This window comes from Streptomyces sp. B21-083 (genome assembly GCF_036898825.1).
GTDB lineage: Bacteria > Actinomycetota > Actinomycetes > Streptomycetales > Streptomycetaceae > Streptomyces.
The window spans coordinates 3,513,068-3,530,999 of the sequence record NZ_JARUND010000002.1 but is presented as its reverse complement, the minus strand read 5'-3'; the positions used below and the strand labels follow the sequence as shown (position 1 = coordinate 3,530,999).

Sequence of the window (17,932 nt, the reverse complement as noted above, 5' to 3'; positions counted from 1 at the left end):
TTACTTCTTTACACGAACAGTCTTTGTGGACCGTGTTTCGAGTGTCATCTCGTCGGCCTCTTCGACCTTCGCCTTCAGTCGCACAGTACCTGCCGCGGCGTCGACCACGTCCACCACCTTCGCAAGCAGTTTCGCAGTATCCGCGTTTCCGGAGGCGCTGGCGAGCTGAACGGCTCGTCCCAGCTTGGCCGTTGCACCATCGACATCACCCGCTTTGCGGGCATCCAAACCCTGTTGGATGACTTGTGCCAGTTCGGCCTGACCTGTGTAGTGCGCGACCTGCGGATTGATCGACGTCGAGGCCGTCATGTCGTCGGTCCACACGGCTCGTACGAGGCCCTGTGCGCCGAGGTTCTGGGCGCTGCCGTCGGGCTGCGGGATCACCAGCGAGACACGGGCGGCCAGCATCTCCTGGCCCAGGCCGGCGGATGGCACCTCGACGCACACGTGGTAGTCGCGCGACTCGTCCCCCCAGGAACCGGTGGGGTAGTCACCGGCGCGCGGGCCGGCCTCCGTGCGGCGGCCGGTCAACTCCTCGACGGTGGGCGCCACTTGCTTGACGAACTTGATCTCCGTGCCGACCGGGGTCCACAGCCTGAGGGCGACGTCCGCGACCTCCTTGCCCATCGCCGTCTCCATCATCTGAGTGAAGTCGGCGGCGAGGCCGGCCGGGTCGGCGACGATGTCGGCGGTGCCGAGCAGCGCGGAGGCGATCGCGGTGACCTCCTTGACCTCCCAGTCGGTGCCCACACCGCGTGCGTCGCAGGTGAAGCGGCCGGCGCAGGAGTCCAGGGCGGCCTTCAGGTCCTCCGGTGACTCGTGCTCGTTGCGGCCGTCGGTGAGGAGGATGCCGTGCCGGATGGTGACCTCGGACGAGGACAGCAGCCGGTCGGCGAGGCGCAGCCAGGTGCCGATGGCCGTGCCGCCGCCCGCGGTCAGCCGACGCAGCGCCTGCTTGGCCTGCTCGCGGGTGGTGGCGTCGGCGACCGCGAGCCGCCCGCCGCCCGGGTAGACCTCCTTGGCGAGGTGCGTGCCGCCGATCACCGTGAAGTGCACACCGTCGCGCACCGCGTCGATCGCGGCTGCCGTCGCCTCCCGGGCGCCCCGCATCTTGGTCGGCGGGTAGTCCATCGAGCCGGAGCAGTCGACCATGATCGCCACGGCCGCGTCCGGTCCCTGGCCCGGTGAGTAGAGGTGGGGTGCCGCGACCGCGGTGCCGACCGTGCCGCCACCGGTCGCGGTGACCGTCACGATCGCGCTGACCTCGCGGCCGCCGTCGGGCAGGTACTCGTTCTGGTAGACGTCCACCGAGAACTGCGGCACGTTCGACTTCGAGAAATTGGCCATGCGTGCTTCGCTCCCCCTCGAAAACCCCACATCCGTGGAGCAGTGACTGTATGCGGACCGGTCCCCTCCGGTCCTCCTGGGGGCACCCCCGTCGTCAGTGCCCTCAGGCCGATCCTGCCCCCTGCGACGGGGCGGGGAACGGTACGACGGCCACTGTTACGTTGTCGTGGCCCCCACCGTCCAGGGCGTGCCCGAGCAGAACCTGGGCGGCGTGCAGCGGACGCGACGCGGCATCCGGCGGGAGAACCTCGGCCAACTCGTCCGCGCTCTCCGCGTAGTTCCACAGCCCGTCCGTGCACACCACCACCACACCCGGCCGGTCCGGCTTGAAGGAAGCGGTGTGCGGCTCCAGTTCGTAGGCGTCCGCGCCGAGCCAGCCCGTGATGGCGTGGGCGCGCTCGTCGGCGTACGCCTCCGCCTCGTTCATCAGGCCCGCCGCGACCATCTGCGCGGCCCACGAGTCGTCCTCGGTGAGCCGGGCCGGGGCGGTGGAGCGGTCCAGCGGGACCCAGTAGGCGCGGCTGTCGCCGACCCAGCCGACGACCAGCAGGGACGGGGTGACGACGCAGCCCACCAGGGTGCAGGCCGGGGAGTTCTGGTGCGGGGCGTGCTCGCGGGCCCCGGCGGGCTCGTCCGCCAGCGCGTTCACGGCGTTGGAGGCGGCGAGGATCGCGTCGTGCATCGCCTGCTGCGGATGGGTGCCCTGAGGCAGGGCCGCCATCAGCGAGTCGCCGGCCGCCCGGGACGCGGCCAGCGAGGCCTCGTCGGGGCGGGTCGCCGAGGAGACGCCGTCGCAGACGATCGCGACCAGCGCGGGCGTGCGGTTGGGCAGCGTGGTGTGCGAGATCGCGTACGCGTCCTCGTTGCGATGGTGGCGCAGGCCCCGGTCGGTGACCGCGGCGAGCGGGCCGACCTCGTCCTCCATGTGGTCGCGCTCCCGCGGTTGGGCGTGCCCGCAGTTCTCGCAGTAGCCGTCGTTGTCGACCCGCCCCGCCCGGCAGGCCACGCACACCTTGGTGCCGGCCGGCGGCGTCGCGGTCTCGGCGGCGCGCGGGGCGGGCGCCTGGAGCGGGTACTCGTCGGGCTCACCGCCGGCGGCCCGGTCGAACCGGACGCCCGTCGCCGGCGCGACCGGCGGGAGCGGGGTCTCGCCCGAGTCGGTGCCCCGGAGGTCGGTCGCCAGGTGAACCGGCGCCGGGGTGCCGGAGCTGTTGGTCTCGGGCGCGTGGGGCCAGTCCACGGAAGCGGCCTCCGGAGGCGGGTGCGGCGCGGACGCGAGGGCGCCGCTCAAAGTGAGCGTCGGAAAGTCACCGGGGCGCGGGGGCACGGCCGACAGGTCGTACCCGCACGCGCCACAGAACCGGTCGCCCGATTCGATCGGCTCCTCGCAGCTCGGGCACCGGGACAGGGCGGTCGGCGGGGGTGGCTCGGGCATCTGGGACATCAACTACACCCACGTCCGGGGGCGGTAACGGTTGGCACGTTCCACCAGGTCGATCCTCTCCTCGCCGCCCTGCGCGAGCCGGGCAAGCGTCCGGTACGAGCGCTCCAGCCCGAAACGCAGACCACGCTCGTCCAGGTCGCTGCCGAGCAGCACCCGCCCCCCGACGGCCGGAGGGGCGGAAACCTGGTCCTGGGAGAGTATCCAGTCCAGCGCGCACCCGAGGACTTCCGCCGACAGCCGCTCCCGCCGGACCGCGTCCAGACCGTATCCGGCGAGGGCCTCCACCTGCCCGGCGGACGCGATCAGATCGTCCAGGAACGGCGCGTCCGAGGCGAGGGCCGTCCGCTGCCGCAACCGCGCCCGTACGGCGGCCACGCGGGCCGCCGTGTAGTGGATCGAGGCCTCCGGAACCGACTCCAGCGTCTTCACGGCGCTACGGCGGTCGCCCGCCGCCAACTGGACGCGGGCCAGCCCGAACGCGGCGCTCACATAGCTCGGGTCGGTCGTCCACACCAGCCGGTAGTACTCGGCGGCGTTGTCGAGCTGTCCGAGCACCTCCGCGCACAGCCCTAGGGCCAGCTTGGGCGGACTCTCGCCCGGGAAGGCGTCGTAGATCGCGTCGAACGACAGCGCGGCGCCCTCGTGATCGCCCGTCACCAGCGCGGCCACGCCCTGGTACCAGACCACCCGCCAGTCGTCCGGCCGATCCTGCTCCAGCTCGACCAGCGCCTCCAGGGCGGTCGCGGCGTCCCCGTTCTCCAGCCGGGCCCGCACCTCACGCAGCCGGGTCTCCGTCGACTGCGCCGGCACCACCGCGAGTGCGGCGATCAGCTCCCCGGCCGCCGACGCCAGCAGCCCTGCCAGGAAACCCGCGTTGGGGTCGGTCGGGTCCACGCGGGGCACGGGCAGCGCGAGCGCGGCGGCACCCGCGTCGATGGCCTTCACGAGACGCGGGGTCCCGGTGAGCGCCCTGGTGGCGCCTGTGAGGGCGGGAGCGGCCTGCGCCGAGGATTTCCCCCGGGGCGCCGTCACACGCGCTCCCAGCCGCGACACGTCCCCGTCCATCGCCGTGAACAACTCCGCGTCCGTGACCTTCACCTCGGGCCCGAACAGCGTCGACAGCGCGGGTCTGGCCCGGCCCGTCTGGAGCGACACGACCTCGCGCAGTACGCCCGTCAGCTGCTCGGACATCTCCTGCGCGGACGCGAACCGGCGGGCCGGGTCGGGATCGGTGGCGCGGACCAGGAGCCGGTAGAACGACTCGTACTGGCGGAAGACCTCGATGTGGTCGGGGTCAGGCAGGGAGTCCACGAACACGTTCGTGTAGCCCTGGAAGTCGAACGTCATGACGGCGAGCGTGCGTGCGACCGTGTACAGGTCGGACGCCACCGACGGGCCGACCTCCGCGACCTCCGGCGCCTGATAGCCGACCGTGCCGTAGATGGCCGACTCCTCGTCGTCCACTCGGCGGACCGCGCCCATGTCGATCAGCTTCAGCTGGTCCTCGGTCTGGATCGCGTTGTCGACCTTGAAGTCGCAGTACAGCAGGTTGCGGCTGTGCAGATAACCGAGCGCCTCAAGCGCCTCGATGCCGTACGCGCACGCCTGCTCCACCGGCAGCGGGTCCCGCTTCCCGTCCGGGGTACGGCGGTCGTTGGCGATCTCCTTCAGCGACTTGCCGCCGACGTACTCCATGACGATGTAGCCGTCGAGCGAGCCCGTGCGCTGGTCCAGGTGCTCGACGAAGTTGTAGATCCGCACGATGTTGGCGTGCACGGTCTCCGCGAGGAAGCGCCGCTCGGAGATCGCCGCCGCCATCGCGTCCTGGTCACCGGTGTCCAGGAGGCCCTTCAGGACCACCCACTGGTCCGACACCGCGCGGTCCACGGCGAGGTAGACCCAGCCGAGGCCGCCGTGCGCCAGACAGCCCACCACCTCGTACTGGCCACGCACTATGTCACCGGTGTGCAGCTTGGGCGCGAAGGAGTACGGGTGCCCGCACTTCGTGCAGAACCCCTCCGTGCGCCCCGGCCGGCCCTCCCCGCGTGCCCGTCCCACCGGCACCCCGCAGTCGGAGCGCGAGCAGAACCGCTTGCGCTCGGGCACCTCCGGGTTCTCCAGCACCATCGACCGCGGGTCGGGCCGCGGCACCCCCGGCACCTCGACCAGGCCCGCACCGAGCCGGCCGCGCCCGGTCGACCCGGCGGTCGAACCCGAGCTGCGCACCGACACCGAGCGGCCCGTCGACTTCCCCGACAGGGACCGCGACAACCGGCCGGAGACCGAGCGGCGGGACTGCGAGGAACGGGACGTGCGGGAGGTACGGGCGGAGGCACGCGAGCTGTTCGAGGACGAACTGCCGCCCCCCGAACCTCGCCTGCCGCTCCCGGTGACCCCGGTGGACGGCGAACCGACCATGCCGCTGGACACGACCGGCGCGAGTCCGCACGTGTCGCAGTACAGCTCACCGCCGCCCATGTCCTCGTAGCTTCCCTCGCAGTCGGGCCGCTGGCACTTCTGCTGTTCGGACTCGGTCATCAGTAGTCCCCCCTCCGGTCACCGGGTCCGGCCTGGCCGGGCACCCGCGGGCCGCCGAAGTACTCGGCGGCGGCCTGCTGGTAACGCAGCACGGCCTGCTCCGCGACCCGCAGGTCACAGGGCGCGCTCCACAGCATGCGGCGCGCGGCGTCGTACCGCTCGATCAGCAGCGGATCCTCCGCGAAACCGTGCCGGGCGACCTTCGCCTTGTACGCGTCGAGCCTGCCGCGCAGCTCCGCGCGGACCGCCAGCGGCTGGGTGACAGCCGTCAACGACTCGCGGGCGCGCATCAGTTCGTCCTCCGCCTTCGCCTCCAGCGACTCCAGGAGCGGCGAGAGACGGTGCCACTGGGCGTGTCTGCGGTACTCGGAGGCCATCGACAGCTGCTCCTGCAGCGCCGTGGGCGGCCCGCTCACGGCAGGCACCTCCGACGCGGCGATCTTCGCCAGCACCTCACCGCGCGCACTGCGCGCCTCCGCGAGCGTGCGGTCCGCGCGGGACAGCACGTCGCGCAGCCTCATGAGCCGCGCCTCCGCGTCCTGGCGGACCGTCAGCACGGCGTCGATCTCCCGGCGTACGTCCTCCAGGGCGCGCGCCTCACGGTCGTACACCGTGGTGTCCGGACGGCCGCCGCCGGGCGCCGAACTGCCCTGCGCGGGCAGCCAGAACGCCAGGGGGTCGGAGATCACCCGCTCGCGCAGGGCGGTCAGGGTGCGGGTGATGCGCTCCAGGTCGTCGCCCGCCGGGTGCTCGCCCGGGCGTACGCCCACGGAGTGCGCCAGCTGGCGGGTGCGCTGCAGCTCCGCGGCCAGTAGGTCTATCCGCGCGGGCAGGGCCGACCAGACCGCGTCGGAGGTGACGACCATGTCCAGCGACGTCGCGTACAGCTCGTTCATCCGCTCCACCAGGCCGGCCAGCGAGTACAGGTGGCTGAGCTTCCCGGTGCCGTGCAGGGTGGGCGCGTTGGCCGTCGCCGTGGCGCTGCCCGCGACCGTGACGCACTCGCCGCGCAGCAGCTCCGTCAGCTCCACCAGGTCCTCGCGGCTGGACCAGCGGCGGCGCGAACGGATGTCACGGGCGGAGCGGAACGTGTCCGAGTACGCGTCGAAGTACGCCCACAGCAGCGTGATCGACGCGTCCGCGGCCGTCCAGCGCTCCTTGGTCGTGCCGGTGAGCTCGGCGCCTTCGAGGAGTCTGCGGCCCGCGTGGTCCTGGAGGGCGAGGAGTGAGGTCTCGATCGCCTCGTGCTCCGCGCCGAGCCGCGCCAGCGCACGGTCCACCTCGTCCCGGTCCATCACCGGCCCGGGGGCTCCCGTGACGCCCATCGATCACCTCGACTACTCGTGTGGTTGGCTCGGTCGGTCGGCTCTTCGGTCGGTCGGTGAACGTCACTTGTAGCGGGGCACCGGCGCCTTCGCCGACTCCGAGTCGCTGCCCAGCGTCGGGGACAGCCACTTGTCGTACGACGCCTGCCAGCCGCCGTCCTGCCGGTACTGCTCCAGTATGCGATTGACCCGTGCCGCCAGGTCGTTCGCACCCTTCTTCACCGCCACGCCGTAGTAGTCGGTGGTGAACGTGTCGCCCTTCAGCTCCACCGTCGGGTCCTGTGCCGCCTGGCTCGCGGCGAGCGCGCCGTCGGTCACCACCGCGTCCACCTGGCCGAGTTGGAGACGGACGAGGCAGTCGAGCTGGCTGGGGACGGTCGTCCTGATGTCGGCGGTGGCGACCGCGGCCTTCTTCGCCGCCTTGTCCGCCGTCAGCTTCTCGAGCGCGGTTGAGCCCTCCGCCGAGCAGATCCGCTTGCCGGCGAGCGTCTTGTCGTACCCCTTGATCGTGGAGCTCTTGGGTGCGAGGACCTGCTGCCCGGTGAGGAAGTACGGCGCGGAGAACGACACGTCGTCCAGACGGCTGCAGGTGATCGTCATCGTGCGGACGATCATGTCGACGCGGCCGTCCTTGATGGCCGGGATGCGCTGGTTGGTGGGGATGGCCTTGAACTGGACCGCGTTCTCGTCGCCGAGGATGTCCTTGGCGATCCGGTGGACCAGGTCGATGTCGAAGCCCTCCAGCTCCGCCTCCTTGCCGCCGTTCGGATCGCGGTAGCCCCAGCGGTAGCTGTTCTGGTCGACGCCGACGATCAGCCGCCGGTCCTTACGGGCCTTGATCTTCTCGATCGTCGTCCCGTCCAGGGAGGACGGCGCCGGGCTCTGCTCCTGCGGGTTCACGCAGTCCGCCGCGGCCCTCGCCTGAATGCCCTCGGCGACCCCCTGGCCGCCCGTGCCCGTACTGCCGTCGCCGTGCGACTGCGTCAACGGGAGCAGCAGCGCGAAGGCCACCGCGAGGGCGCAGACGGCCGCCATCGCCCCCACACCGCCCCAGCCCCGCAGTCCGGCCCGCAGAGCCCGGAGACCGGCCCGCAAGGCCTGGAGACCGGTGCGCGGACCGCCCGCAAGCCGCTGTGCGTTCATCGTCACGCCCCCTCTCATCGCCCTCATCGCCCGAACCCTTCGTACCGCATCAGCGGTACTCCGACAGCCTGCGCCCGATGCCGAGCACCGCGCCCGCCGCGCCCAGCACGGCGAGGCCCGCGGCGCCCACCGGGAGGCCGGTCATCGCGTCCCGGCCGGTCGCGGCCGCCTGCTGGAACTCCGTCTGCTCATGTCCGATGGCCGTCTTCAGTGCCTGGTCCACGCTGTCGAAGCACTCACCGGTCGGCTTGTCGCTCTTGTCCCCTATGACGCGGGCGAGCGCCTGCTGGAAGTCACCCGACTCGTACTCCGCCTGCGCCTCGTCGTGGCGCGTCTTCCACTCCTTCATACCGCCGACGGCCGACGTGACCGGCTTCTTGCCCGCCTGGTCGTCGGCGAGCCGCTCGGCCTCGGCCAGACCCTTGCCGAGCGCGCTCATGTCGCCCTCGAAGTCGTGGTCGTACGCGTCGACGACCTCGCCGTCGGCCAGTTGGACCGTCTCCGCGCCGCGCGCCACCAGCGTCAGGTTCTCGTTGCCGCGCGCCTTGAGGGAGGCGATCCGGGCGTCGTGCAGCACGTTCAGTGAGCGGATGCCGTGGTCGTAGGAGTCGTCGAGCCCCGAGCGGGCGAGACTCTGCCCGGCGACCAGCCACAGCATGACGATCGTCGCGGTGGCCGTCGCCGCGACCAGACCGTGGTTCAGCACCCGGTTCGTACGCCGGTAGTTGCGCCGCTGGGCCCAGACGAGGGCGCCGAGCACGACGACGCCGAGACCGATCGCCGCCCAGGGGTACGAGGTCGCGTCCGCGTAGTCGGAGCCCAGCCGCTGGTTCTCCTTGGCGTAGAGCTTCTCCGCCTGCGGGAGCATCTGGTCCTGCATCGTCTCGTTCGCCAGCCGCAGGTACGAGCCGCCGACCGGGAAGCCCAGCCGGTTGTTGGCGCGGGCCCGCTCGATGTAGCCCGTGTACTCCGACAGCAGCTTGTTGAGGTTGGCGATCGTCGTCGCGGACTCGGAGTCCGGCTGGGAGTTGGTCGCGGCGGCGGAGAGCTTCGCGGCGGCGTTGCGGATGTCCTTCTGATAGCGCTCGCGGGAGGTCGCCGTCTCGTCACCGCCGGCCAGGAAACCGCTGGAGGCGGCGGTGTTGGCGTCCGCGAGGGAGCTGTAGATGTCCGCCGCCGCGGAACTGAGGGGCTGGCTGTTGTGCAGCACGTCGTCCGCCGCGGACGAACGGTCGGTCATCTGCCAGGCGGTCACGGCACCGAACGCGACGACGAGCGCGGCGAGCAGGGCGCCGATGATCCGCAGCCGCCCGGGCTCGGTGGTCGCGGCGGCCCGCAACTGGTCGACACCCTCCGCGAAGGCCGTGCGGCGCGGGGGCTGGGGGACGCCGGGAGCGGAACCCCTGCCTCCCTGCGCGGGGATGGCGGGCAGGGCCGAGGCCGCGCGCGTGCCGGACACCCCTGACGTGCCGGGTCCGTCCGGCGAGCCGGGTGTCGGTGGTGCCGCACTGCTCGTAGCTGTCACTGTGACCTCCCCCATGGTCATCCGTCACCGCCAGTATCGCCCCCGGCACTGACAATCCGCACCGACCTTGACTGGATCTTGATCGGATCGCAAAGCGGCAGGGTTGTGTCGCAGTGCGGTGGTGTGGTGCCGGAGCGCGCTGCCCTGCGTTCGGACATGCACGCGCTCCCCGCACCACCCCTCTGCCCATGAATACGCCGGAGGAATCTGTTCGGTTCCCGTACGAAGCTGGTCAGACCTCGTAGAAGCGCCGAACGCGCGCGTGCGCCTCCGCCGGGGCGCCCGTGTGATCGAGGCCCAGCAGCGCCGCCCCCAGCACGGGCCGCGCCGTCACCACCCGGGCGACCGCCTTGGGCGCCCGGGCGGTGAGCAGCTCGGTGACGCGGTCGGTCAACCGGGCGTGCTGGGCCGCCAGTACACCCCCGCCCAGCAGAACCGGGGTCTCCTCTTCGAGGAGACCGAGGCGGCCGAGCGCGACCGAGGCCATGGCCACCACCTCGTCGGCCAGCCGGTCCACCAGCGCACACGCCACCGGGTCACCGTCCGCCGCCGTGGCGAACAGCACCGGCGTCAGCTCGTGGCGCCGTGCGTTGTCGACGCCCCCCAGATGCAGCGCCTCGATGAGCGCGTACATGGAGGGGAGCCCGAAGTGGGCGGGCAGGGCGGACATCAGGGCCGTCGGCCCGCCCCGACCGTCCTCCGCCCGCGCCGCATGCCACATGGCCTCCTCCGCCAGACCCCAGCCACCGCCCCAGTCGCCGGAGACCCGCCCCAGCGCGGGGAAGCGGGCGGTGCGGCCGTCCGGGGTCATCCCCACGCAGTTGATGCCGGCGCCGCAGACGACGGCGACCCCGCGCGGCTCGGTGATCCCGGCCCGCAGGATCGCGAAGGTGTCGTTGCGTACGTCGACACTCGCGCCCCACGCGCGCGCGTGCAGCGCGGCGGCGAACTGCCGTTCCTCCACGGGGAAGTCGGCGTTCGCCAGACACGCCGAGACCCGGTCGACGGCACTGACCCCGGCGGCGGTGAAGGCCTCGGCGACGGCGTCGGCCAGCCCGGAGACCGCGACGTCCAGTCCGTCGGCCGGCGGCCGGAACCCCCCGCCCCGCGCCGTGGCCAGCACCTCCCCGTCGGCCGCGACCACCGCCACGTCGGTCTTGCTGTTGCCGGCGTCGACGGCGAGGACGTGTGCGGTCATGCCCACGCGAGATGCTCCCGGTTGTGCGCGATCAGGGTGTCGGTCAGGGTGTCCGCGTAGTCGTACTGGCCGACCAGCGGATGCGCGAGCAGCGCCCGGAAGACCCGGTCGCGCCCGCCGTGCAGCGCGGCCTCCAGGGCCAGTTCCTCGTAGGCGGTGACGTTGGCGATCAGCCCCCCGTACAGGGGGTGGACAGCCGGGACGGCCAGGGGAGTGGCCCCCGTCCGGCCCACCGCCGCCTGCGTCTCGATGACCGCGTCGTCCGGCAGGAAGGGCAGCGTGCCCCTGTTGTACGTGTTCACCACCTGGTAGGGACTGCCGCCCCCGCCCAGCAGCGACGCGGCGAGATCCACCGCCGCCTCCGAGTAGAAGGCGCCGCCGCGCTTCGCCAGCAGCTCCGGTTTCTCGTCCAGAGCCGGATCGCCGTACAGCCGCAGCAGTTCCTCCTCCATGGCAGCGACCTCGGCCGCTCGGGAGGGCTTGGTGCGTAGTTCGCGTACGACGCTGTCGTGGGCGTAGTAGTAGCGCAGGTAGTAGGACGGGACCGTCTCCAGACGGTCGAGGACCGTACGCGGAAGACGGAGGTCCTCGGCGATCCGGTCGCCGTACTCGCTGAGCAGCCGGGGCAGGACGTCCTCGCCCTCGGGGCCGCCCAGGCGGACGCCGGTCTCCCAGGTGAGGTGGTTGAGGCCGACGTGGTCCAGGTGGATGTCGGCCGGGGTCACCCCCAGCAGCGCGGCGAACTTCCGCTGGAAGCCGATCGCCACGTTGCACAGGCCGACCGCCTTGTGGCCGGCCTGCAGCAGGGCCCGGGTGACGATGCCCACCGGGTTGGTGAAGTCGATGATCCAGGCGTCCGGGTTGGTACGCCGGACCCGCTCGGCGATGTCAAGGACGATCGGCACCGTGCGCAGCGCCTTGGCGAGACCGCCCGCGCCGGTCGTCTCCTGGCCGACGCAGCCGCACTCCAGCGGCCATGTCTCGTCCTGCTGCCTGGCCGCCTGGCCGCCGACGCGCAGTTGCAGCAGGACGGCGTCGGCGCCCTCGACGCCCTTGTCCAGGTCGTCGGTGGTGGTGATCCTTCCGTTGTGACCCTGCTTGGCGAAGATCCGCCGGGCGAGCCCGCCGACCAGCTCCAGCCGTTCGGCGGCCGGGTCGACGAGCACCAGCTCCTCTATGGGCAGGGTGTCCCGCAACCGCGCGAAACCGTCGATGAGTTCGGGGGTGTAGGTCGATCCGCCGCCGACCACGGTGAGTTTCACTGGGAGATGCCTCGCTTCCGGGCGCCGGGCATGGTGATGATCGGCCGGGGGTCCGGGGGTTGTCCCCCGGGGAGATGCTGCATACGAGGATCAACCCTTTACGCCGGTGAGAGTGACGCCTTCGACGAACGCCTTCTGGGCGAAGAAGAAGACGATGAGGACGGGGGCCAGGACCAGCATGGTGGCCGCCATCGTGAGGTTCCAGTCGGTGTGGTGGGCCCCCTTGAAGGACTCCAGGCCGTAACTCAGCGTCCACGCGCCCGGGTTCTCGGAGGCGTAGATCTGGGGGCCGAAGTAGTCGTTCCAGGCGTTGAAGAACTGGAAGAGGGCGATGGCGGCGATCCCGGGCTTCGCCATCGGCAGGATGACCCTCAGCAGGGTGCGCAGATCACCGCAGCCGTCCACCTTCGCCGCGTCCACGTACTCGTTCGGGATGGTCATCAGGAACTGGCGCAGCAGGAAGATCGAGAACGCGTCGCCGAACGCCAGCGGGATGATCATCGGCCACAGCGTGCCGGACAGGTCCAGCTGCTTCGCCCAGAACAGGTACATCGGGATGACGACCACCTGGGGAGGCAGCATCATCATCGAGATCACCAGCATGAGCGTCAGATTCCGGCCCCGGAAGCGGAACTTGGCAAGCGCGTACGCCACGGGGACCGATGACACGACGGTCAGGACGGTGCCCAGTCCGGCGTAGATCAGGGTGTTCTTCCACCAGGTCAGGAAGCCCGGGGTGTCGAACACCTTGCGGTAGTTGGACCACTCCCAGGTGTGCGGGACGAGGTCCCGGCTGAGTGCCTGCGAGTCGCTCATCAGCGAGGTCAGGAACACGAACACGAAGGGCAGAGTGAAGAAGAGGGCCGCCGCGACGCCGAGGGAGTGGACCGCGATCCATTCCAGCAGCGACTTGCGGCGGGCCGTGCGTTCGGCGGGCGTGGCGGGTGCCTTCGACTCCACGGGCCGTTCGAGTAGTTGAGCAGTGTCCTGGGCCATGTCAGTCACCTGCCTGGATGAGACCGCCCCGGCGCCGCATCAACAGCGCGGTGAACGCCATGGACAGGGCGAACAGGACCAGGGCGACGACACAGGCGGAGCCGTAGTCGAAGCGCTGGAAGCCGAGGTTGTAGACGAGTTGGGGGAGGGTGAGCGTGGAGTGCTCGGGGTAGCCGGGCTCGAACATGGTGCCCGCGCCCTGGATCACACCCGAGGCGACCTTTCCGGCCACGAGCGGCTGGGTGTAGCACTGCATCGCCGAGATGACACCGGTGACGACCGCGAACATGATGATCGGCGAGATGTTGGGCAGGGTGACGAACCGGAACCGCTGCCACGCCGACGCCCCGTCCAGCTGCGCCGCCTCGTACTGCTCCTTCGGTACGTCGAGCAGCGCGGCCATGAAGATGACCATCAGGTCGCCGATGCCCCACAGGAACATCAGCGTGAGCGCCGGCTTCGACCAGTCGGGGTCGTTGAACCAGCCCGGCGCCGGGATACCGATCTTCTCCAGCATGGAGTTGACCGGTCCCGTTCCGGGGTTGAGGAGGAACGCGAACGCCATGGTCGCGGCCACCGGCGGGGCGAGGTAGGGCAGGTAGAAGAGGGTGCGGAAGACGCCCGTACCCGTCTTGATCTTCGTGATGAGCATGCCGATCCCGAGTCCGAACAGGACACGGAGGGTCACCATGATCACGACCAGCCACAGGGTGTTGCGCAGGGCGGGCCAGAAGAAGGGGTAGGACTCGAAGACGTACTTCCAGTTCTTCGTCCCGCTCCAGGTCGGCGGCTTGAAGCCGTCGTAGTGCATGAACGAGAAGTAGACCGTGGAGATCATCGGGTACGCGAAGAAGACCGTGAAACCGATCAGCCAGGGCGAGAGGAAGGCGAGGGTGCGCAGCCTCGAACGCCGGTGCTTCGCCCGCAGGGTGTAGGTGGCGGCCATGGTCACTTCGCCTGCGCGATGTCCGTGTCGATCTGCGCCGCGGCCTTCTTCAGGCCCGCCTTCAGGTCGGTGACCTTGCCGCTCTCGTAGTCGTAGCCGAGCTGCTGGATGGTGGTGAGGTAGACGCCGCCGTTGATCGAGGCGGGTGAGGTGGTCGAGTTCGGGTCCGCGGCGATGTCGAGGAAGGTCTTGAAGCGCGGGTCGTACCTCAGCTTCGGGGACTTCAGCGCCGCGAGCGTCGAGGGCACGTTGTGGATCGCGTTGGAGAAGCCGACGACCGCGTCCGTGTCCGTGGTGATGTACTTGACCAGCTCCCAGGCCGCGTTCTGCTTGTTGCTGGTGGCGGCGATGCCCGCGATGGTGCCGGTGATGTAGCCCTTGCCGTACTGGTCGGCCTTGTCGTCGGGTACGGGCAGCGGGGCGACGCCGATCTCGAAGTCGGGCTTCGCGTCCAGCGCCATGCCCAGACGCCACTCGCCGTCCAGCTGCATGGCCACCTGGCCGGTCTGGAAGGGGTGCTTGGGACCCCACTCGTCGCCGAGTCCGGAGCGGAACTTCTCCAGCTTCTTGAAGCCGCCCAGGTCGTCGACGAGCTTCTTCTGCAGGGTGAAGGCGTCGGCGACGGCCCGGTCGCCCGCGATCGTCGACTTGCCGGACGCGTCGAAGTACGTCGGCCCGAACTGGCCCATGTAATGCTCGGTGGTCGTCTCCCAGCCGTGGTAGTTCGGCATAAAACCGAGCTGCTTGTACGTGTCGCCCTGGGGAACCGTCAGCTTCTTGGCATCGGCCTCGAACTCGGACCAGGTCTTCGGCGGGCTGGTGATCCCCGCCTTCTTGAAGGCGGTCTTGTTGTAGTAGAGGCCGTACGCGTCGCCGAGCAGCGGGACGGCGCAGCGGTTGCCGTCGTACTGGGTGTACTGGCTCATCGCCTTCGGGAAGGTGGTCGCCGGGTCGATGCCCGCCTTCTTGAAGAGCGGGTTGAGGTCGACCAGCGCGCCCGACGAGCAGAACTTGCCGACGCCGTTGGTGGTGAACGACGAGATCACGTCCGGCGCCTTGCTGCCACCCGCGCGCAGCGCCTGGTTCATCTTGTCGTCGGTCATGTTGCCGACGACGTTCACATGGATGTTCGGGTGGGCCTTCTCGAAGCCGGCGATCAGCGCCTTCACACCCGCCACCTCGTTCGGCGCGCTCCAGGCGTGCCAGAAGGTGATCGTCGTGTCCTTGGACGCGTCGTCCTGGGTGCCTGACGAGGACTGGCCCGTACAGGCCGTGGCGAGCAGGGCTGTCGAGGCGGTCACGGCGAGAGCGGTGGCGACTTTTCTTGATATTCCGGGCATGGCGAGGTCTCCCAGGGAAGGGCGTGGCAGGGCAGGGGGCTGGTGAGGGTGAGACGTGCGGGTGAAACAGGTAGTGAGGGAGGGCTCAGCGGGAGGTGTCGAAGACCTCGTCGCGGGTGGTCGCGAGGGCGCTCTCCAACGCGCCCCGTAGCACGGGGTGTTCGCGTACGTCGCCGACGAGCAGCCGGGGCCTGGCCGCGGCCAGTTCCTCCAGCTCGGCCTGGACCAGACCGCGCAGGGGTTCGCCGCCCGCGGTCAGGGAGGCGCCGCTGAGGACGACGAGTTCGGGGTCGAGGACGGAGACGAGGGAGGCCAGACCGGTGGCCAGGCCGGTCGCGTACGTTTCGAGGAGCCGCCGGTGGGGGCCCGCGTTGATGTCGGCGGCCTGGGCGACGAGGGCGGCCGCGACCTCGGCGTACGGGCCCTCGGGGACGGGGCTGATGCCCAGCTCGCGGGCGAGCCGGGGGATGACCTGGGAACCGGCCAGCTCCTGGTAGCCGCCGCTGCCGGCCCTGCTGACCTGCCGGACGAGGGGTGTGCCCGGCACGGGCAGGAAGCCGACCTCGCCGGCGCCGCCGGTCCAGCCGCGGTGCAGCCGGCCGCCGAGGACGAGGGCGGCGCCGAGTCCGCCCTCGTTCCACAGGAGCACGAAGTCGTCGTGCCCTCTGGCGGCGCCGAGGCGCTGCTCGGCGATGGCGACGAGGTTCACGTCGTTCTCGTACTCCACCGGCATCGGCAGCGCGGCGGCGAGCTCGTCGAGGAGGGCCGGGGAGTGCCAGCCCGGGAGGTGGGAGGCGTAGCGCAGCCGCCCGGTGCCCGGGTCGAAGGCGCCCGGCGTCCCGATGACGAGCCGCCGGAGATCGGCACGGGCCAGCCCCGCCGCCTTGACGGCACCGTCCAGGGCGTCGGTGACCTGCTGGACGACGGGCCGGGCGGGGCGCTTGCCGGGGGTGGGCAGTTCGTACTCGCCCACGGTCCGGCCGGTGATGTCGGCGACCGCGGCGAGAACGCGTTCGGGAGTGACGTCGAGCCCGGCGGCGTACGCGGCGGTCGCGTTGACCTCGTACAGCTGGGCGTTCGGGCCGGGCCGGCCCTCGGTGGTGCCGGTCGCCAGCACGAGGCCCGCCGCTTCGAGGCGGGCGAGCAGTTGCGAGGCGGTCGGCTTGGAGAGACCGGTGAGCTTGCCGATCCGGGTGCGGGACAGGGGGCCGTGCTCCAGAAGGAGGTCCAGGGCCGCCCGGTCGTTCATGGCGCGCAGGACGCGGGGAGTGCCGGGCGTGCCTGCGATTCCTGCCATGGGTGTCTGCACCTGCCTTTCCGTGTCTAGCTTTTCACAACCCGGATGACTGTTAGGAAGGTTTCCTATCGGATGGCGAGAAGATAGAACCGGACCAAGGGGGACGTCAAGGCGCAATGAGAGAGGCGGCGCTCCCGATTCGGGAACGCCGCCTCTCTCGTACAGGCTGCCGAGTGTCTCCTCCGGCCTACCGGAGGGGCCGTGCCGGACCGATCGGGGACGCCGCCTCGACCTGGGGGGAGGCGGCGTTCGAGTACACCGAGGGGGCCGCGACCGCCGCTGTCGGGTCCGCGTCCGGGTCCTCCTCCGGGATGACCGTGGTGCCGCCGACGACGCGGATGCCCGCCGCGTCCAGCGCCCGCTTGACGCGCCAGCGCAGTTCGCGCTCCACCGTCAGGGACTTGCCCGGCATCGTCTTCGCCGTGAGGCGGACGACCATCGAGTCCAGGAGCACGCTGTCCAGGCCCAGGCTCTCGATCGGGCCCCACAGCAGCTCGTTCCAGGGCTCCTCCCGGCTCATCTTCTCGCCGACCTCGGCGAGCGTCGCCTTCAGCCGGTCCAGGTCCACGTTCGCGCTCACGGTCACGTCCACGCCGGCCGTGGCCCAGCCCTGGGAGAGGTTGCCGATGCGCTTGACCTCGCCGTTGCGGACGTACCAGATCTCACCCTGGTCGCCGCGCAGCTTCGTCACGCGCAGGCCCACCTCGATCACCTCGCCCGACGCCACCCCCGCGTCGATCGTGTCCCCGACGCCGTACTGGTCCTCAAGGATCATGAACACGCCGGAGAGGAAGTCCGTCACCAGGTTGCGGGCGCCGAAACCGATCGCCACGCCCGCGACACCGGCGGAGGCGAGGAGCGGGGCCAGGTTGATCTGGAACGCGGAGAGCACCATCAGGGCCGCGGTGCCCAGGATGATGAAGCTCGCAACCGAACGAAGCACCGAGCCGATCGCCTGGGAGCGCTGGCGGCGCCGCTCGACATTCACCAGCAGGCTGCCGAGCGCCATGCCGCCGGCCGGGCCGTCGGCCGACTGGACCGTGCGGTTCATACGGTCGATCAGCTTGGTGATGGCCCGCCGCACCGCCGCTCTCAGCACGACCGAGATCACCACGATCAACAGGACCTTGAGGCCTATCGCCAGCCAGGTGGACCAGTTCTGCTCGACCCAGCTGGCGGCGTTCGTCGCACGCTCCTGGGCGTCCTGGAGCGACGGGACCAACGCGGTCGGCGACTCCGAGGGAGTCGGTGACGGCGACGGGCCGGCGGCGAGTAGGACGGCGGGCAAGGACACGGGGGGACCTCCAGAACGGCCTGCCCCCGGTACGGATGGTTACGGGCATCGGCTCGACGGTGAGCTTGTCATTCAGGTCACGGAAAGGTCACCGGAAGGGCAGAGTCACCACACTAACGGGGCAACGTGTGCGGATCGGCGCCATGTTCGAGGGAGAGACCGTGCTCACCTGGGGATGAACAGGGTGTGGTCCCGGGGCATGAACGCAAGGTGTGGTCGAAAACACTCCCAGCCCGTTACCGGGACGTGGTGGCGCTGCCGCCGGGCGAGAGGGGAG

At 70.7% G+C, this 17,932-nt stretch carries 13 protein-coding genes; all 13 read right to left on the bottom strand.

Annotation, left to right across the window (positions count from 1 at the left end; genetic code table 11):
• The 13 genes from QA861_RS39745 to QA861_RS39685 all read right to left on the bottom strand — a co-directional run bounded on the left by QA861_RS39745 (window position 1) and on the right by QA861_RS39685 (window position 17,655).
• Complete coding sequence (locus QA861_RS39745) at window positions 1–1,347, bottom strand: vWA domain-containing protein (RefSeq protein WP_334593710.1); 1,347 nt, start codon at window positions 1,345–1,347, stop codon at window positions 1–3.
• A gap of 103 nt (window positions 1,348–1,450) precedes the next feature.
• Entirely contained in the window at window positions 1,451–2,794 is a 1,344-nt protein-coding gene (locus QA861_RS39740; RefSeq protein WP_334593708.1) for a protein phosphatase 2C domain-containing protein, read from the bottom strand.
• The gene (locus QA861_RS39735) at window positions 2,795–5,329 is read right to left on the bottom strand and encodes a serine/threonine-protein kinase (RefSeq protein ID WP_334593707.1); all 2,535 of its coding nucleotides are present in this window, start codon (window positions 5,327–5,329) and stop codon (window positions 2,795–2,797) included. It abuts the gene before it with no gap.
• Window positions 5,329–6,654 (bottom strand): hypothetical protein, encoded by a 1,326-nt coding sequence (locus QA861_RS39730; RefSeq protein ID WP_334593705.1) that lies wholly within the window; start codon window positions 6,652–6,654, stop codon window positions 5,329–5,331. Before QA861_RS39730 ends, QA861_RS39735 begins: the two co-directional genes overlap by 1 nt.
• Window positions 6,655–6,717: 63 nt before the next feature.
• On the bottom strand, window positions 6,718–7,797 hold the full coding sequence (locus QA861_RS39725; protein WP_334594993.1) for a glutamate ABC transporter substrate-binding protein: 1,080 nt from the start codon (window positions 7,795–7,797) through the stop codon (window positions 6,718–6,720).
• Between the two features lie 49 nt (window positions 7,798–7,846).
• Window positions 7,847–9,337 (bottom strand): GlnX family signal transduction membrane protein, encoded by a 1,491-nt coding sequence (locus tag QA861_RS39720; RefSeq protein ID WP_334593704.1) that lies wholly within the window; start codon window positions 9,335–9,337, stop codon window positions 7,847–7,849.
• A gap of 217 nt (window positions 9,338–9,554) precedes the next feature.
• The gene (locus tag QA861_RS39715; RefSeq protein WP_334593703.1) at window positions 9,555–10,526 is read right to left on the bottom strand and encodes an N-acetylglucosamine kinase; all 972 of its coding nucleotides are present in this window, start codon (window positions 10,524–10,526) and stop codon (window positions 9,555–9,557) included.
• On the bottom strand, window positions 10,517–11,782 hold the full coding sequence (locus QA861_RS39710; protein WP_334593702.1) for a 6-phospho-beta-glucosidase: 1,266 nt from the start codon (window positions 11,780–11,782) through the stop codon (window positions 10,517–10,519). Before QA861_RS39710 ends, QA861_RS39715 begins: the two co-directional genes overlap by 10 nt.
• A gap of 90 nt (window positions 11,783–11,872) precedes the next feature.
• Window positions 11,873–12,778, bottom strand: a complete 906-nt coding sequence (locus tag QA861_RS39705; RefSeq protein ID WP_334593701.1) for a carbohydrate ABC transporter permease — start codon at window positions 12,776–12,778, stop codon at window positions 11,873–11,875.
• Window position 12,779: 1 nt separating this feature from the next.
• A complete protein-coding gene (locus QA861_RS39700) occupies window positions 12,780–13,724 on the bottom strand; it encodes a carbohydrate ABC transporter permease (protein WP_334593699.1) in 945 nt (314 codons plus the stop codon).
• A 2-nt stretch (window positions 13,725–13,726) separates the two neighbouring features.
• The gene (locus QA861_RS39695; RefSeq protein WP_334593698.1) at window positions 13,727–15,064 is read right to left on the bottom strand and encodes an ABC transporter substrate-binding protein; all 1,338 of its coding nucleotides are present in this window, start codon (window positions 15,062–15,064) and stop codon (window positions 13,727–13,729) included.
• A gap of 85 nt (window positions 15,065–15,149) precedes the next feature.
• Complete coding sequence (locus tag QA861_RS39690; RefSeq protein WP_334593697.1) at window positions 15,150–16,361, bottom strand: ROK family transcriptional regulator; 1,212 nt, start codon at window positions 16,359–16,361, stop codon at window positions 15,150–15,152.
• A gap of 187 nt (window positions 16,362–16,548) precedes the next feature.
• Window positions 16,549–17,655: a mechanosensitive ion channel family protein gene (locus QA861_RS39685; protein WP_334593696.1), complete on the bottom strand. Its 1,107-nt coding sequence runs from the start codon at window positions 17,653–17,655 to the stop codon at window positions 16,549–16,551.
• Window positions 17,656–17,932: the final 277 nt, after the last annotated feature.

What these genes read in the sequence shown, in the direction of transcription:
- QA861_RS39745 (WP_334593710.1), bottom strand. Translation starts at nt 1,347, where the DNA reads ATGGCCAATTTCTCGAAGTCGAACGTGCCGCAGTTCTCGGTGGACGTC.
- QA861_RS39735 (WP_334593707.1), bottom strand. Translation starts at nt 5,329, where the DNA reads ATGACCGAGTCCGAACAGCAGAAGTGCCAGCGGCCCGACTGCGAGGGA.
- QA861_RS39730 (WP_334593705.1), bottom strand. Translation starts at nt 6,654, where the DNA reads ATGGGCGTCACGGGAGCCCCCGGGCCGGTGATGGACCGGGACGAGGTG.
- QA861_RS39725 (WP_334594993.1), bottom strand. Translation starts at nt 7,797, where the DNA reads ATGAACGCACAGCGGCTTGCGGGCGGTCCGCGCACCGGTCTCCAGGCC.
- QA861_RS39720 (WP_334593704.1), bottom strand. Translation starts at nt 9,337, where the DNA reads ATGGGGGAGGTCACAGTGACAGCTACGAGCAGTGCGGCACCACCGACA.
- QA861_RS39705 (WP_334593701.1), bottom strand. Translation starts at nt 12,778, where the DNA reads ATGGCCCAGGACACTGCTCAACTACTCGAACGGCCCGTGGAGTCGAAG.
- QA861_RS39700 (WP_334593699.1), bottom strand. Translation starts at nt 13,724, where the DNA reads ATGGCCGCCACCTACACCCTGCGGGCGAAGCACCGGCGTTCGAGGCTG.
- QA861_RS39695 (WP_334593698.1), bottom strand. Translation starts at nt 15,064, where the DNA reads ATGCCCGGAATATCAAGAAAAGTCGCCACCGCTCTCGCCGTGACCGCC.
- QA861_RS39690 (WP_334593697.1), bottom strand. Translation starts at nt 16,361, where the DNA reads ATGGCAGGAATCGCAGGCACGCCCGGCACTCCCCGCGTCCTGCGCGCC.